We start from the raw sequence: 14,218 nt of genomic DNA, 5'->3' as shown, positions 1-14,218 counted from the left end.
TGTTAAACTTGTGGGGAAGAGAATTCCACAGTCATATCTAAAAGAAATGAGGGATTATGGTGGACAGTAACAAGATGAAAATTTCTACCAAGTGGGAAAAAGGTTATGTATTTTCGATGACGAATTCTGAAGGCAGTCAACTAAAAATGGATGCACATGAGGGGGTCGGAGGACAAAATCAAGGCGTCATGCCGACGGAGGCACTGCTGGGAGCGCTCGCCGGTTGTATTGGTATGGATGTCAGGGCGATTTTGAAGTCGCATATCGACCAAGTCGACAGCATTGAAATCATTACTGAAGGAACAAAAGAAGCCACTCATCCCAAGTCTTTCGATGCCATTACGGTTACTTTTATGGTAGAAGGGGAAGTTCCAGCGGATAAAGTGTGGCGTGCCATTACGCTTGGTGCCGAAAAATATTGTCCGGTGGCCCATTCTTTGAAAGCGGATATAGACTATTTTCTCGTGTTAAATGGACAAGATGTCGCCAAACCGTAGATAAAAAACTAAGCGGGTCCCGGGATTCGTTTGGGGCGATTGTCATTCCATAAACCGGTGAAAGTCCGCAATAACTATTTATAAAGAACTCCTAGAGTTGTTGAAAAAACAGCTTCAGGGGTTCTTTTGAATATTTACAAACTATCATTTACCCAAACATTCGGACATAACTTTAGTTTCGCCGTAAAGTTATGTCCAAAATTTATACAGAATGGACATAACTTCTGCTCACTATCTGAGTTGTGTCCAATTCCATACGAAATTGGACATAACTTTTATCAAGCTTTTAAGTTATGTCTCACGCGTCATCCAATTTCTCCGCGTATTGCACACTAGAGTATGATAATATGAGGGAGAATCCTCTATAAAGGTTGTGTTATGAATGATAACAATCAGACAAATTGCAAAAGAAGCGGGAGTTTCTAAAAGTACAGTCTCGCGTTACTTGAATGCAGGCTACGTGAGCGAAGATACCGCCGAAAAAATCAAAACCGTAATCGATAAATATAATTATGTCCCCAATGAATTCGCCCGCACCCTTAAGTCGGAAAAGAGTAATTACATTGGCGTCATCATTCCCAGAATTGATTCGCCATCTGCAATGAGTATGCTTGACGGCATTGACCGCACAGTGAGAGCGCATGGTTTTCAAATTCTGATTTCCAATACCGATTTGGAAGTTGAAAGGGAAATCGAAAGCATTTATAGTTTAATTCAAAATAAAGTTGCCGGAATTATCTTGATTGCCACCGAGATTACCCCTGAACATTTAGCGGCCCAAGCATCAGTGTCAGTACCGATTTTGTTTATCGGGCAAAATAATGATGCCGTTTATTCCGTGAATCATGATAATTATGCAGCGGGTAAAGTATTGGCCGAAAACCTGATACCGTTCAATCATAAAAATGTTACCTATGTTGGCGTATCGGAACATGATCAATCAGTCGGAGTCGAAAGAAAAAAAGGTGTCGTTGAAACATATAAAAAAGTTGGAATAACAGTTACTGAAGTTGAATCTACTTTCCGGACCAAAGATAATTACTATTTGGCTTTAGATTTGTTGAAAGAATCAAAATCGACGCTTTATATAGCCGCTACGGACAACATGGCCATGGGTTTTTATCGCGCTGCACATGATTTAGGATTAGTCGTTGGAAAGGATATTTCGATTGCCGGTTTCGGTGGATATGCCTTTAGTGAATTCTTGACACCACCATTGACTACCATGGATTTCCATCATGAATTAGTTGGAGAAACGGCTGCATTCAACTTATTTGAAAGAATCGCCGGTAAATCCATTGCTCGTGAGACGACTATCGCGGTAACGTACTTAAAAAGAAAAAGTGTCATATGAAAATGTTGACAGCGTATTCATTTCGTGATAGAGTCTAGAAAAAGAAGTAAGGGACCGGTCCCTTACTTGATTTTACACAAAAGTGGGACCGGTCCCACAAAAGGAGGAAGAAGAGAATGGAGAACAGAGAAATTGCAAAAGAAGTCATTGCTGCGGTTGGTGGTGAAGAAAATATCAGCAGTGTGTCACATTGTGCAACCCGTTTACGCGTGATGGTTAACGAAGAGGCTTTAATTGATAAGGATCGCGTCGAGAACATTGATAAAGTAAAAGGCGCATTTTTCAATTCGGGCCAATACCAAATTATTTTTGGTACGGGTACGGTCAATAAAATTTATGATGAAGTTGCGCAGTTAGGGGTTGCAGAAGCAACGAAATCTGAACAAAAGCAGGCAGTTGTGGAAGGTAATTTCTTTAAGCGTGCGATTCGGACATTTGGTGATGTTTTTGTCCCAATTATTCCGGTATTGGTCGCGACTGGTTTATTCATGGGGCTACGTGGCTTATTAACACAACCGCAAATTTTGGAAATATTTGGTTTGACTCCCGATTCTATTAGTCAGAACTTCTTACTCTATACACAAGTCTTAACAGACACTGCTTTTGCATTTTTACCTGCCTTAGTTGCATGGTCTACATTTAGAGTTTTTGGTGGTAGTCCGGTTATTGGTATTGTTCTAGGTTTAATGTTAGTAAATCCATCACTGCCAAATGCTTATGCAGTTGCTGCAGGAGATGCGCAACCCATTATGTTATTTGACTTCATCCCAATTGTTGGTTATCAAGGAACGGTTTTACCGGCCTTCATCGCTGGTATTTTAGGTGCGAAATTAGAAAAGAAACTACACAAGAGTGTTTCCGAAACGTTTGATCTCTTGGTTACACCGTTTGTGACATTATTGATTATGAGTATTTTATCTCTTATGATCATTGGACCTATTTTCCATTCCTTTGAAACAGTGGTGTTAAATGCGACGCAATGGTTGTTGGAATTACCATTTGGTCTAGCAGGTCTTATCATCGGTGGTTTGAACCAAGTCATAGTTGTAACCGGTGTTCACCACATTTTCAACTTCCTGGAAGTGCAATTATTGACGAACTTGGGCGAAAATCCATTCAACGCAATCATCACAAGCGGAATGGCAGCACAAGGTGGCGCAACGTTGGCGGTCGGACTGAAAACAAAATCTGCAAAACTAAAAGCTTTAGCATTCCCTTCAGCACTTTCTGCTTTGTTGGGTATTACAGAACCAGCCATTTTCGGAGTGAACTTACGTTACGGAAAACCTTTTGTGATGGGCTTAATCGGTGGGGCAGTCGGTGGTTTCGTTGCCAATATTCTTCAATTAGCGGGATCAGGTATGTCAATTACAGTTATTCCTGGTATCTTGTTGTACTTGGATAACCAACTTATTCCTTACATCCTTGTTAACTTAATCGCTATTGCGACAGGATTCTTATTAACGTATTTCTTCGGGTTCAAAGAGGAAGTATTAGAACAAAATTAGGGGTTATCATATGTTAGATGGAGTAGTAAAACAATCAAAATATCCTTTGCGTTACCATATTACCCCATTAAAGGGTTTGTTGAATGATCCGAATGGATTGGTTCAATTTAAGGGAGCGTATCATGTTTTTTACCAATTAAACCCATACGGAACCAGCCATGAGAACAAAGCGTGGGGACATATGGTTTCGAAAAATATGGTTGATTGGGAAAGAAAAGCAATCGCCTTGGCTCCTTCAGAATACTACGATAAAGATGGTATCTATTCAGGGTCAGCCGTCGTCAAAGAAGGTGTTTTGTACTTATTTTATACCGGTAACGTCATCGAAGCCGATGGTACAAAACGAAGTTATCAATGCTACGCTATTTCTGAAGACGGTGAATCTTTTGAGAAAAAGGGGCCTTTATTTCCCCATCCAGAGGGTTATACAAGGCATGTGCGGGATCCCAAAGTTTGGTACTCGGAGCCGGAAAAAAAATGGTTCCTGGTTTTAGGCGCTCAAACGGATGATTTGCGCGGAACTGCGATTTGGTATGCCTCAGGTGATTTACTTGAATGGGAATTTTTAGGAGAAATCGTTGATGCAAAATCCGCGGCTTATATGTGGGAGTGCCCCGATGTTTTCGAGTTGGATGATCAGTGGTTGTTTTTAATTTCACCGCAAGGTTTTAAACCGCGTGGCCATCAGTTCCAAAACATCTATCACTCCGTGTATGTTCCCGCAACCTTCAAAGAGGGACGCTTCGCATTAACAACAGATGACATGAAGGAACTGGATTGGGGCTTTGAATTTTATGCACCGCAAACGTTCCAGGCTGATGATGGCAGAAGAATTCTTTATGCCTGGATGGGTGTGATGGAATCTGATAAAGAACAAGCCATCCCAACGATAGCGGAAGGCTGGGTTCACGGCTTGACGATTCCCCGGGAGTTACGGTTTGAAGATAATAAATTAAAACAGATTCCAGTGGAAGAATTAAAGATGTTGCGACAGGATTCCCATTCCTTTACGCTTTCTGAATCATGGGAATTCAAGTCGGAAAAGTATGCGTATGAAATTGAGATGCGCTTCGAAGAAGAAGCAGCGTTTGAAGTTTCACTAAAGGATTCGACCAAGTTAAGCTATCAGGCTTCAGAAAGAAAATTGATTCTGGAACGAATGAACTGGCTGACGAATGAACGTGAAACCCGCATGACCTATTTGGAAGAGCCTTTGACAGACTTGCAGATTTTCCTTGACGGTTCAAGTATCGAGGTTTTTGCGAATGAAGGGTCTGCTGTTGCGACAGCCCGATTCTTTGAAGAAGGACCGCTTGTCATTCATTACCAAGGTGAATTGAAGGGGTCCGCGAAGGTGTATGAACTAAATTAAAAAAGCGATGCCAACCGGCATCGCTTTTTTAATTGAAGGAAGATCTGTAAGTTACTTTCTTTTTTCTGAAACCAATGATTTGGCCTAAAACATAACCAATTATGAGCAACGGAATCCATTCGAACTTAATGCTATAGAGTGGTAAGTTTTCTAAAATGGGAAGATTCAACCAACCACCCTGATGCGCGACTGACAGAACGCTGATGATTGCCACCATGATTAGAGGCAGCTGTAAACTGATTCTTGATGAAGGGACAAAATAAGAAACAGCAATCAAAATAACCGTTGAAATGGCAACTGGGTAGATCATCCCCAGAACTGGGACACTTGTCTGAATAACAGCGTCCAACCCCTGATTGGCCAAAACAAAAGAAATACCTGAAAAGATAAACGCAAATGATTTATACGAGATGCTTGGCAATAAGCTATTGAAGTACTCACTCACCGCGGCAATTAACCCAACGGCTGTTGTCAAACAAGCCAAGAAGACCATGACTCCCAATAAAAGAATCCCCAAACCACCAAATGCTTCATTAGAAATAATTTGAATGAGGTATGCTCCCAAGTTGTGATTGGCTGGGATTTCAGCCGGAACAGGCATTTGATTTCCAGCCCATCCAAGGCCCGTATAGATGAAACCAAGTAAAACAACTGCCAGGAATGATGACTTGATCGTTCCCATAAACAATTCTTTTTTATCGGTAACACCCGTGGCCCGGATGGCATTCAAAACAACAATAGAAAAGGCAATGGCCGCAATGGCGTCCATCGTTAAGTAACCTTCCGTAAAACCAACCACAAACGGTGTTTCCATCTCAAGGGGTTGTGGTGTGTTCGAACGATACATTGAAACAGCACGAATAATCAAAAGTATAATCGTCACGAGTAACGTCGGCGTCAGGAATTTACCAATGTTATCAGCTAAGTTGTTCGGGCTCAACGCCACCATGAGAACGACAGAAAAGAAGATAAGGGAAAAGATAAATAAACCAAGATTGGTTGACTGACCCAAAAATGGAACAACCCCGATTTCATAAGCCGTTGTGGCCGTGCGAGGAATCGCAAAGAATGGCCCGATGGTTAAGTAGATAATGATTAAAAATACAACGGAATAGGTAGGATGAATTTTATGTAAGAGATCACGGTAACCGTTTTCCGAGATGGATCCGACGATGACGGAAACTAACGGCAGGCCAACACCCGTTAAAATGAACCCGAGAATGGCAGGCCAATAATTTCCGCCACTCTGGAATCCCAGAGCAACCGGGAATATCATATTACCAGCTCCAAAAAACATTGCAAATAACATAAAACCTACAATAAATATGTCTTTAACTTTCATGTAACGCCTCCAAAATAATAGCTCGTATGACTATCTCAATTTTAAAGCGCAGTGTCAATGGAATCCGGCGTTCTCTTATCTTGTTTTAATCATTTTTGAAAATCAGTTTGACGCTTAAGAATTTCTCGTGTATGTTAAATGAAGGAAATAGTACAAAATTATTATATTATTTTATTAAAAAGGGGAGATCAAGTGGTTAAGAAACAAAGAGAATTTATGAAAGATGGACATAAGAAATTGAGAAATTATTCAATTATTATGATGATATTGAGTTTGTTCATGCTTTCTGGCTGTAGTGAAGATAGTCAAATTGAAGCAGACCAAGTGAGCAGTGTGGCTGTTTCGGAGCAAGCAGAATCTCCGAAGAGTTCGGAGTCTGAAAGTAAAGAAAAAGAAAAAGAAAAGCAAGAAAAAGCGGAAGCGGAAGCAAAGAAAAAGAGTGAAGCCCAAGCCAAAGCAAAAGCGGAAGAAGAGGCGAAAGCTGAAGCTGAATCCAAAGCACAGGCTGAAGCAGATGCCAAAGTTGAAGCTGAGCGTCTAGCCATCCAAACGGCAGCTCCACCCGTTCCAGATGGGAACACGTATGTTGAAGTCAATGGGAATGTTCCTTTATTTACCAATGAAGATTTAAGTTCCACGGAAGCCTGGGAAGATTATGGCGCTTTGGATCATCTGGGACGAGTAACGGTAGCGAATGCGGTGTTAGGGGTTGAATTGATGCCGGCTGCTGAACGCGGGAACATTTCCGACGTAACGCCTACAGGATGGAACCAAGCGAAATACGACGTTGTTTCCGGCGGTTGGCTGTATAATCGCAGTCATTTGATCGGTTTTCAACTAACAGGCGAGGATGCGAATAACAGAAACCTGATGACGGGAACACGTTGGTTCAATACAGAAGGAATGTTGCCTTTTGAAAACTTCGTCGCGAACTACGTCGAAACAACCGAAAATCATGTCAGATACCGCGTGACTCCTTATTTTGAAGGTGAAAACATGCTGGCTTCCGGCTTATACATGGAAGGAATGTCGATTGAGGATAATGGAAATGATTTGATGTTCCATATTTATGTGCCGAATATCCAACCGCAAGTGCATATTGATTATGCAACCGGATCGAGTTGGGTGGACGAACCGGAAGTCGAAGTAGTGGAAGAAGTACCCGCAGAAACAGTCGTTGAAGAAGTGCCTGTGGTAGAAACAGCGCCAGGTGGAGATGTTTCTTCGGTTGATACCAACGGAAACGGCCAAGTCACCATCAAAGAAGCCAAAGAGGCTGGTTTCTCAATGCCGATTTACAGCGATCACTGGTTGTATCCGTATATGGATGACCGTGATGGCGACGGGATGGTTGGGGAGTAGAAATAATTTTAATCATTGCTAAAGCGTCTTTGAAAGCGTAAACTTTCTCTTAATGACATATTTAACAGGAGGAAAGACATGCTCTATTCGACACTGCAGGACTACAACGAAAAAGATTATATAAAGGTACAACAAGTACTGGCGTTTTTGAAGACTCTTGACCTGAAGGAACTGGAATTAGGACGCTTCGAAATAGGGGAAGGCATCTTCGCCAATGTAATGGAATATGAAACGAGCAATATTAATGAACGGCAATTTGAATCCCACCGTAACTATTTGGATATCCAATATGTGATCAGTGGCACAGAAGAAATCCACGTTTCCCCTTATACGAATTATGAAGAAGCGGTTCCTTATGATTTAGCCAACGACCTGGAGTTGCTGGAAGAACCGCATCATGCGTATGCCAAATTCATTTTAAATGAAAATGAGTTCGTAGTGATGGGTGCAAATGAACCACATCGCGGTGCCGGGATGGTTGACAGCACGCCGGCGAAAGTCCGCAAATTAGTGGTGAAAATCCCGCAATAGTTTTGAATAGAAAAATAAAATGGTGTCGGCGAATTTCGGTTTGCTGGCACCATTTTTTTGTATGGACCCCACTCAACAGTCATATTGGAGGTGTTTATTACTTTAAAGTCGAACCATTTCCTTTGTAAAACCCTTCATCACAACTTTATAATGAAAGAAAGTGGGTGTGAAAGAGGGTGGTACCAATTGATTGGGAAAATTATGGAATATTTTCAAGGGAATGGGTCGCAATATCTGGGTTACGTGGGTGAACATCTGTGGTTAAGCTTGGAGGCTGTCTTAATTTCTACTTTGATCGGATTTACTTTGGGGTTGATTAGTTACCGCTTTGTTAAATTCAGCCGCGCCATCACCTTCTCAGCACAAGCCGTTCGTATCATCCCAAGCCTCGCTGTCTTGTTCATCTTGATTCCTTATCTTGGGGTCGGCAGGCAACCTGCTTTGATTGCATTGGTTTTTCTCGGCGTTCAACCGATTTTGATCAATACTGTGGTTGGTTTTCGGGAGGTACCGACGAGTTTTATTGAAGCAGGTCAGGGTTTGGGAATGACCGATTGGCAAGTGTGGCGGAAAGTGAAATTTCCATTGGCGTTTCCATTTTTGATGAACGGTACCAAGTTGGCTCTAGTGGAAATCATTGCGAGTGCGACCTTGGCCACCTATATTGGTGCGGGCGGGCTGGGCACCCTCATCTTCACGGGATTAGGTTTATATCGTCTGGATTTACTGATAGTTGGTGGCGTATCGGTTGCTGTCCTATCTTTTACGGCCAGTTTGTTGTTGGATGCAATCATAAGAAGGAGTGTGCGTTAACATGAAGGGTAAAATAGCAGCGTTGCTTTTAACCGTATTTCTTTTGGCAGGGTGTTCCAGTTCGGGAGAGGAAACGGTCCGTATCGGGTCAAAGGACTTTACCGAGAATTTAATCGTGGCCGAGATTTATGCGTTGGCTTTGGAAAATGAAGGCCTTACGGTTGAGCGCGTGCCAGGAATAGCCAGTTCAGTCGTTCATACGTCGATTGTGAATGATGAAGTCGATTTGTATCCGGAATACACCGGAACAGGCTTATTATCTGTTTTGCAATTGCCGATGGAAACCGATCCCCAAGTCGTTTATGACACCGTAAAAGCGGAATATGACGAGCAGTTTGATATCACCTGGCTAGATTACGCTGAAGCCAATGATAGCCAAGGGTTGGTCATCAAGACCAGTGTGGCTGAAGAATTGGACATTTACACCATTTCAGATTTGCAGGAGCATGCTTCAGAATTACGATTCGCATCGCAAGGGGAATTTGATGAGCGTGAGGATGGTATTCCGGGATTGACCGAAGTTTACGGCCCGTTTGAGTGGGAAAGTTCGACCGTCTATAATAACAGCTTGAAGTATGAGGTATTATTGAATGATGAGGCAGACGTGACCCCTGCTTACACAACTGAAGGCCAATTGACCAATACGGAAGAATTTACCGTCCTGGAGGATGACAAGAATTTCTGGCCGCCTTACAACATGGCTCCGATTGTCCGTAATGATGCCTTGGAAGCCAGTCCGGAAATAGCCGATATTTTGAACAAAATCAGTGCTGAATTGGATACGGAAACGGTCATTGAATTGAACGCGGCCGTTGACGTTGATCAGCGCGAGTATGTCGAAGTGGCAAAGGAATTCTATGATTCAATTGAATAGTGCGAGGAGGGAAGCCAAGTGGCCGAAATAGCAATAGCATTCAAGAATGTTACGAAAACGTATGGTGATTTTGAAGCCGTAAAGGATGTATCTTTTGAAATTGAAGCGGGGGAATTTATCACGGTCCTTGGCTCTTCAGGGTCGGGCAAAACGACCATCTTGAAAATGATGAATCAGTTGGTGCAAGCGGAGCAAGGGGATATCTTTTACTTCGGGGAAAATGTGCGCGATTTAGACGTGGTGGGGCTAAGGCGACAAATTGGTTATGTGGTGCAGCAAATCGCTTTGTTTCCCCACATGACCGTAGCCGAAAACATTGCCACGGTGCCGGATTTATTGAAATGGCCAAAGGAAAAAACCAAACAGCGCGTGGAAGAACTGTTGCGGCTCGTACAACTGGATCCTGCAATTTATTATGACCGGAAGCCCAAAGCGCTTTCGGGAGGTCAGCAACAAAGAATCGGTGTCGCCAGGGCTCTGGCGGCGAATCCGAAAGTGATGCTTCTGGATGAACCTTTTGGAGCAGTCGATGCCATCACCCGCATGCAACTCCAGGATGAGCTGTTGAAAATCCACCGAGAACTGGGTGATAAAACCTTCATTCTCGTAACACACGACATCAATGAGGCTTTCAAACTCGGTTCGAAAACGTTGATTATGGATCAAGGTGAAATCCAGCAATTTGCCAAGCCAAAAGAAATCCTGCATAACCCGGGTAGTCCTTTTGTAACCGGATTGATAGAGACGCTCAAGGAACAAGGGACGTTTTGGAGTGATCTGTCATGATTGATTACTGGAATAACTACAGCAGTCGTTTGATTACAGCAACATGGGACCACATCGAGTTGGTGGGCATCACCTTACTCATATCCATCCTCATCTCCGGTGGCATTGTCCTAGCTTGTTTGGTCAATGAACGGGTGATGAGTGGGATTATTTATTTCTTCTCATTGATTTACTCCGTGCCAAGTCTAGCCCTGTTTGCCATCCTGATTCCGCTGACGGGACTCGGTAAGGACACCGCCATCATTGTCTTGGTTATTTATTGCCAGTATATTCTGTTGCGTAATTTTGCCACCGGTCTTTCGGAAGTAGATCCGGTTATGGTTGAAACGGCGATCGGCATGGGCATGACGCACCGCCAAGTATTCCGGAAAATCCAACTGCCTTTGGCTGCCAATGCGATTATCGCCGGCATTCGGATTGCGGCGACTTCGACGATTGGGATTGCGACAATTGCGGCAACCATCAATGCCGGGGGGCTGGGTACGATCCTGTTTGACGGACTCCGGACCTTGAATGTCGTCAAGTTACTATGGGGGACATTGTTGGCAGTTGGTTTGTGTGTCGTGGTGAATGTCGTTTTGTATGCCGTGGAATACCAAATTTCTAAGAGAATGAAGTGACAAAACAGAATCTGCCTAAAAATAAATCTCATCCGTGAGGTTTATTTTTTTATCATATAATTTGACTCTATATCCATCATTGATATAACATGTATATCAATGATGGATATAAGGAGGGAAAATATGGCACGTTTGAGCCCTTATGAAACAGGGGAGTTAACCGACAGCATTTTTTTGATTCTTTTGACAACCATGGAACTTGTTCACGGCTACCGCATGATGCAAGAAATCACAGACATGACAAATGGAGAAGTGGAAATTGGACCCGCAACGATGTATACCACCTTGAAAAAATTGAAGGAAGTGGGTTGGGTTTGCGCAGTGGACGATATGGATGGGAAAATCCTTTACGAAATCACAGAGGAAGGACAAACCATCCTTAAAAAAAATATGACATACCGTAAAAGACTTGTTGAGGCTGCAGAACATTGGATGGGAGGAGCAGAAAATGAGAAAATATAAACTGGCCGGTGGATTTGCAATGAGCCCTGAACGGGAAGTGAAATTATTCAAGGAGATGAGTAAAAAAGGGTGGCATCTGGATGCAGTGAAGGGGCTCTTCTATCGTTTCGAAAAAGGTACACCGCATGATTATCACTATGCATTAAATGCCGAAATGAAAACGAATCAAGAAATGCTGGTTTTTTATAAGGCAAGTGGTTGGGAACCGGTACTGATTGGGGAGGGCTACCAAGTGTTCAGGGCTGAACCGGGAACACCACCCATCTTTAGTGACAAGGAATCGCAAATGGAAGTACTGGAAAGGAATCAAGTCATGAGCGGAAAACATGCGCGATTGTTTGGGGTCTTGCTCGTTATCTGGATGGTCATATCCGGTCTGATTGATTTAGGGGTGCTCGAAGTTATAGGAATGGTCGTTTTGATGGTTGGTTTCATATTCACACTGTTCCCATATCTGGGTTTCACCCGTTCACTTAAGAAATTGAAACAAAGTTTGTAGTGAAATGGGCGACGATTAAGGTAGCTAGTTTGAGCTAATCGTCGTGATTTTCCTAAATAGCGACGATTACGAAATGAACGGGTAACTGACAGGCGCAAAAACACAAAAAAACGACGATTAGCTGTTGAGAAAAATGCTAATCGTCGTTTATTTTATTGTTTTCGTTCTAATGCTATCATGCCCAGGATATACCCATTGGCACCAAATCCGGAGATTTGACCGACACACGCCGGCGCGGTGACGGAAATCTTGCGGAATTCTTCCCGCGTGTGGACGGCACTCAGATGGATTTCGACGGCTGGGGGTGTGACACTTTTCAGGGCATCGTGGATGGCGTAACTATAATGCGTATAAGCCCCCGGGTTGATAATGATACCGTCAAAATTTTCGTGATGAGCCGCTTGGATGGCATCGATGATTTCGCCTTCACTATTGCTCTGGAAAAAGCTGGCTTCATGATCATTTTCCTTGGCAAAGGTAGCTATTTCATCATTGATGTCTGCCAAAGTAAGTTGGCCGTAGATATCCGGTTCGCGAATACCCAGAAAATTCAGGTTTGGTCCGTTGATAACTTTAAATTTCATGTGACAGTCCTTTCTTGAACGACTCGGGTAATTGTTCCAGTAGCTGTTCAATCGCAATTGCTGTTGTCTCATTATTTTTAATGGTGATTTCAGCGTATTTTTTATACAAATGAATCCGTTCGTCATGAAGTTTTCTCAATTTGTGTGTGCCTTCAGCCAAAAGCGGGCGGTTCCCCACTTCGACATCGTTAGCGATTTGTTCAAGGCTCCGGTTGAGGAAGATGATGACACCATTTTCCTTTAGGGCCTCCATGTTTTCAGTCTTTAGAATCACACCTCCGCCAGTGGATATGATGGCGTGATTTTTTTGGGCGACAGCTTTCGTGACGGCTGTTTCGACAGCGCGGAAATGCGCTTCACCTTTTTCAAAAAGTTGGCTGATTTTTTTTCCTGATTGTCTTTCGATCTCATCATCGAGATCAATCAGTTCAAGTCCCAAGTGTTGACTCAACATTTTTGCCAATGTGCTTTTGCCACTCCCTGGCATTCCAATTAAGACAATATTCGTTTTCATAAAGCACCTATCCAATTCTCGCGGAAATAATTCAGTATTTCGAGCACTTCTTCTTTGGTGAATTCGCGGTCTTCCCAAATCGCAACCGAACGGATGGCCTGTCCGACCAGCATGTCCAAGCCGTTAGTGGTTTGTTTTCCTAAGCGATTACCTATTTGCAGAAACACTGTTTCAACCGGGTTATAGGTCATATCAAACAGAATTTCAAAGTTGGCTATTACACTTTCATCAACGGGCGAAGCATCTACATTCGGGTACATCCCGACTGGTGTGCAGTTTACGATTATGTCACCAGTCCGACCAGTCAATTCCTCATAATCGATGTATTCCCATGGACCGTCCATTTCCCCAGCCGAACGGGATACAATCGTTACCGAAGCGGCTCCTTGATCCTGGAAGTAGTGGGCAATCGCCAACGAAGCACCACCGGAACCAAGGATATAGGTATGTTTATCCTTGACCTGCCAATTTCTCAATTCAAAAGTCAGTGCGATACCATCATAGTCCGTATTATAACCTTCGAAGTATCCATCCTTATTTTTGATTGTATTAACCGAATGTAGGCGTTCGGCCAAAGGTGAGAGTGAGTCCATTAAAGGTATAAAAGCTTGTTTATAGGGAATGGTTACGTTAGAACCGCTAATGCCCAATACTTTCAAACCCTTTAATGCATCTTCCAATTCATTCGCTGCAATTTCAAAGTTTTTATAAGCGCCCTCGATGCCGGCTATTTCGTATATTTTCTTGTGTATTTGGGGGGAAATGCTATGTCCAAGCGTTTCTCCGAATAATCCGTAAAATTTCAACTGGGTCACCTTTTCTCATTGTTCATTTGAAAATAACTATACGGAAGAAAACAGCTAAATTCAAGCTTCATTTTCAATAAAGTTAAAATAAAATTAGAAAAGACTTGCAATTTTAATTTTCTTTGTTTATGATTAATAACAACAAAAGGAAACGGGGTAATGGCATGTTAAACAAGCAATGGAACAACTTATCTACATACTTTAGCTACTTTAGATAGGTTCATATCCGCACTTTGGGTATGAACAGTGAGAAACTTTCATATCTAAAGTGGCTTGATTTTACATGCAACACCG

15 protein-coding genes and 1 pseudogene are annotated in these 14,218 nt (G+C 42.7%); 12 read left to right on the top strand and 4 right to left on the bottom strand.

Translation table 11 applies throughout. The features are described from left to right. Positions 1-59 precede the first annotated feature (59 nt). The 4 genes and pseudogenes from ACTVAI_RS00375 to ACTVAI_RS00360 all read left to right on the top strand — a co-directional run bounded on the left by ACTVAI_RS00375 (position 60) and on the right by ACTVAI_RS00360 (position 4,731). Positions 60-497, top strand: coding sequence for an OsmC family protein (locus ACTVAI_RS00375; protein WP_443485639.1), 438 nt, complete (start codon positions 60-62; stop codon positions 495-497). 382 nt (positions 498-879) lie between these two features. Beyond that, on the top strand, positions 880-1,851 hold the full coding sequence (locus ACTVAI_RS00370) for a LacI family DNA-binding transcriptional regulator (RefSeq protein ID WP_443485638.1): 972 nt from the start codon (positions 880-882) through the stop codon (positions 1,849-1,851). Between the two features lie 116 nt (positions 1,852-1,967). Continuing rightward, positions 1,968-3,350, top strand: a pseudogene (locus tag ACTVAI_RS00365) (sucrose-specific PTS transporter subunit IIBC); the annotation flags it as partial. A 19-nt stretch (positions 3,351-3,369) separates the two neighbouring features. After that, entirely contained in the window at positions 3,370-4,731 is a 1,362-nt protein-coding gene (locus ACTVAI_RS00360; protein WP_443485637.1) for a glycoside hydrolase family 32 protein, read from the top strand. A 28-nt stretch (positions 4,732-4,759) separates the two neighbouring features. Here the strand turns inward: ACTVAI_RS00360 and brnQ are convergent, their stop codons facing one another. Beyond that, positions 4,760-6,073 (bottom strand): branched-chain amino acid transport system II carrier protein, encoded by a 1,314-nt coding sequence (brnQ, locus tag ACTVAI_RS00355; protein WP_443485636.1) that lies wholly within the window; start codon positions 6,071-6,073, stop codon positions 4,760-4,762. A gap of 192 nt (positions 6,074-6,265) precedes the next feature. Here brnQ and ACTVAI_RS00350 point away from each other — a divergent pair, with 192 nt between their 5' ends. The 8 genes from ACTVAI_RS00350 (at position 6,266) to ACTVAI_RS00315 (ending at position 12,020) form a co-directional block, all read left to right on the top strand. After that, the gene (locus ACTVAI_RS00350) at positions 6,266-7,435 is read left to right on the top strand and encodes a DNA/RNA non-specific endonuclease (protein ID WP_443485635.1); all 1,170 of its coding nucleotides are present in this window, start codon (positions 6,266-6,268) and stop codon (positions 7,433-7,435) included. A gap of 78 nt (positions 7,436-7,513) precedes the next feature. Then, the gene (locus ACTVAI_RS00345; protein ID WP_443485634.1) at positions 7,514-7,966 is read left to right on the top strand and encodes a YhcH/YjgK/YiaL family protein; all 453 of its coding nucleotides are present in this window, start codon (positions 7,514-7,516) and stop codon (positions 7,964-7,966) included. Positions 7,967-8,152: 186 nt separating this feature from the next. Then, a complete protein-coding gene (locus ACTVAI_RS00340; RefSeq protein WP_443485633.1) occupies positions 8,153-8,779 on the top strand; it encodes an ABC transporter permease in 627 nt (208 codons plus the stop codon). Position 8,780: 1 nt separating this feature from the next. Further along, positions 8,781-9,653: a glycine betaine ABC transporter substrate-binding protein gene (locus ACTVAI_RS00335; RefSeq protein WP_443485632.1), complete on the top strand. Its 873-nt coding sequence runs from the start codon at positions 8,781-8,783 to the stop codon at positions 9,651-9,653. An 18-nt stretch (positions 9,654-9,671) separates the two neighbouring features. Beyond that, positions 9,672-10,439: an ABC transporter ATP-binding protein gene (locus ACTVAI_RS00330; protein ID WP_443485631.1), complete on the top strand. Its 768-nt coding sequence runs from the start codon at positions 9,672-9,674 to the stop codon at positions 10,437-10,439. Then, positions 10,436-11,059: an ABC transporter permease gene (locus ACTVAI_RS00325; RefSeq protein ID WP_443485630.1), complete on the top strand. Its 624-nt coding sequence runs from the start codon at positions 10,436-10,438 to the stop codon at positions 11,057-11,059. The genes ACTVAI_RS00330 and ACTVAI_RS00325 overlap by 4 nt, the downstream gene beginning before the upstream one ends. Positions 11,060-11,182: 123 nt before the next feature. Next, positions 11,183-11,521 carry a PadR family transcriptional regulator gene (locus ACTVAI_RS00320; RefSeq protein WP_443485629.1) on the top strand — a complete coding sequence of 113 codons (339 nt, stop codon included), beginning with the start codon at positions 11,183-11,185 and terminating at the stop codon, positions 11,519-11,521. Further along, positions 11,508-12,020 carry a DUF2812 domain-containing protein gene (locus ACTVAI_RS00315; protein WP_443485628.1) on the top strand — a complete coding sequence of 171 codons (513 nt, stop codon included), beginning with the start codon at positions 11,508-11,510 and terminating at the stop codon, positions 12,018-12,020. Before ACTVAI_RS00320 ends, ACTVAI_RS00315 begins: the two co-directional genes overlap by 14 nt. Positions 12,021-12,172: 152 nt before the next feature. Here the strand turns inward: ACTVAI_RS00315 and aroQ are convergent, their stop codons facing one another. The 3 genes from aroQ to aroE are packed head-to-tail and all read right to left on the bottom strand — an operon-like array spanning position 12,173 to position 13,924. Next, positions 12,173-12,604: a type II 3-dehydroquinate dehydratase gene (gene aroQ / locus ACTVAI_RS00310; protein ID WP_443485627.1), complete on the bottom strand. Its 432-nt coding sequence runs from the start codon at positions 12,602-12,604 to the stop codon at positions 12,173-12,175. Then, complete coding sequence (locus ACTVAI_RS00305; RefSeq protein ID WP_443485626.1) at positions 12,594-13,118, bottom strand: shikimate kinase; 525 nt, start codon at positions 13,116-13,118, stop codon at positions 12,594-12,596. The genes aroQ and ACTVAI_RS00305 overlap by 11 nt, the downstream gene beginning before the upstream one ends. After that, on the bottom strand, positions 13,115-13,924 hold the full coding sequence (gene aroE, locus ACTVAI_RS00300; protein WP_443485625.1) for a shikimate dehydrogenase: 810 nt from the start codon (positions 13,922-13,924) through the stop codon (positions 13,115-13,117). Before aroE ends, ACTVAI_RS00305 begins: the two co-directional genes overlap by 4 nt. Positions 13,925-14,218: the final 294 nt, after the last annotated feature.

Origin of the sequence: Jeotgalibaca sp. A127 (assembly GCF_052266745.1) — a bacterium.
Classification (GTDB): domain Bacteria; phylum Bacillota; class Bacilli; order Lactobacillales; family Aerococcaceae; genus Jeotgalibaca.
This window is presented reverse-complemented; position numbering and strand designations above follow the sequence as displayed.

What these genes read in the sequence shown, in the direction of transcription:
- ACTVAI_RS00370 (WP_443485638.1), top strand. Translation starts at nt 880, where the DNA reads ATGATAACAATCAGACAAATTGCAAAAGAAGCGGGAGTTTCTAAAAGT.
- ACTVAI_RS00360 (WP_443485637.1), top strand. Translation starts at nt 3,370, where the DNA reads ATGTTAGATGGAGTAGTAAAACAATCAAAATATCCTTTGCGTTACCAT.
- brnQ (WP_443485636.1), bottom strand. Translation starts at nt 6,073, where the DNA reads ATGAAAGTTAAAGACATATTTATTGTAGGTTTTATGTTATTTGCAATG.
- ACTVAI_RS00345 (WP_443485634.1), top strand. Translation starts at nt 7,514, where the DNA reads ATGCTCTATTCGACACTGCAGGACTACAACGAAAAAGATTATATAAAG.
- ACTVAI_RS00335 (WP_443485632.1), top strand. Translation starts at nt 8,781, where the DNA reads ATGAAGGGTAAAATAGCAGCGTTGCTTTTAACCGTATTTCTTTTGGCA.
- ACTVAI_RS00325 (WP_443485630.1), top strand. Translation starts at nt 10,436, where the DNA reads ATGATTGATTACTGGAATAACTACAGCAGTCGTTTGATTACAGCAACA.
- ACTVAI_RS00320 (WP_443485629.1), top strand. Translation starts at nt 11,183, where the DNA reads ATGGCACGTTTGAGCCCTTATGAAACAGGGGAGTTAACCGACAGCATT.
- ACTVAI_RS00315 (WP_443485628.1), top strand. Translation starts at nt 11,508, where the DNA reads ATGAGAAAATATAAACTGGCCGGTGGATTTGCAATGAGCCCTGAACGG.
- aroQ (WP_443485627.1), bottom strand. Translation starts at nt 12,604, where the DNA reads ATGAAATTTAAAGTTATCAACGGACCAAACCTGAATTTTCTGGGTATT.
- ACTVAI_RS00305 (WP_443485626.1), bottom strand. Translation starts at nt 13,118, where the DNA reads ATGAAAACGAATATTGTCTTAATTGGAATGCCAGGGAGTGGCAAAAGC.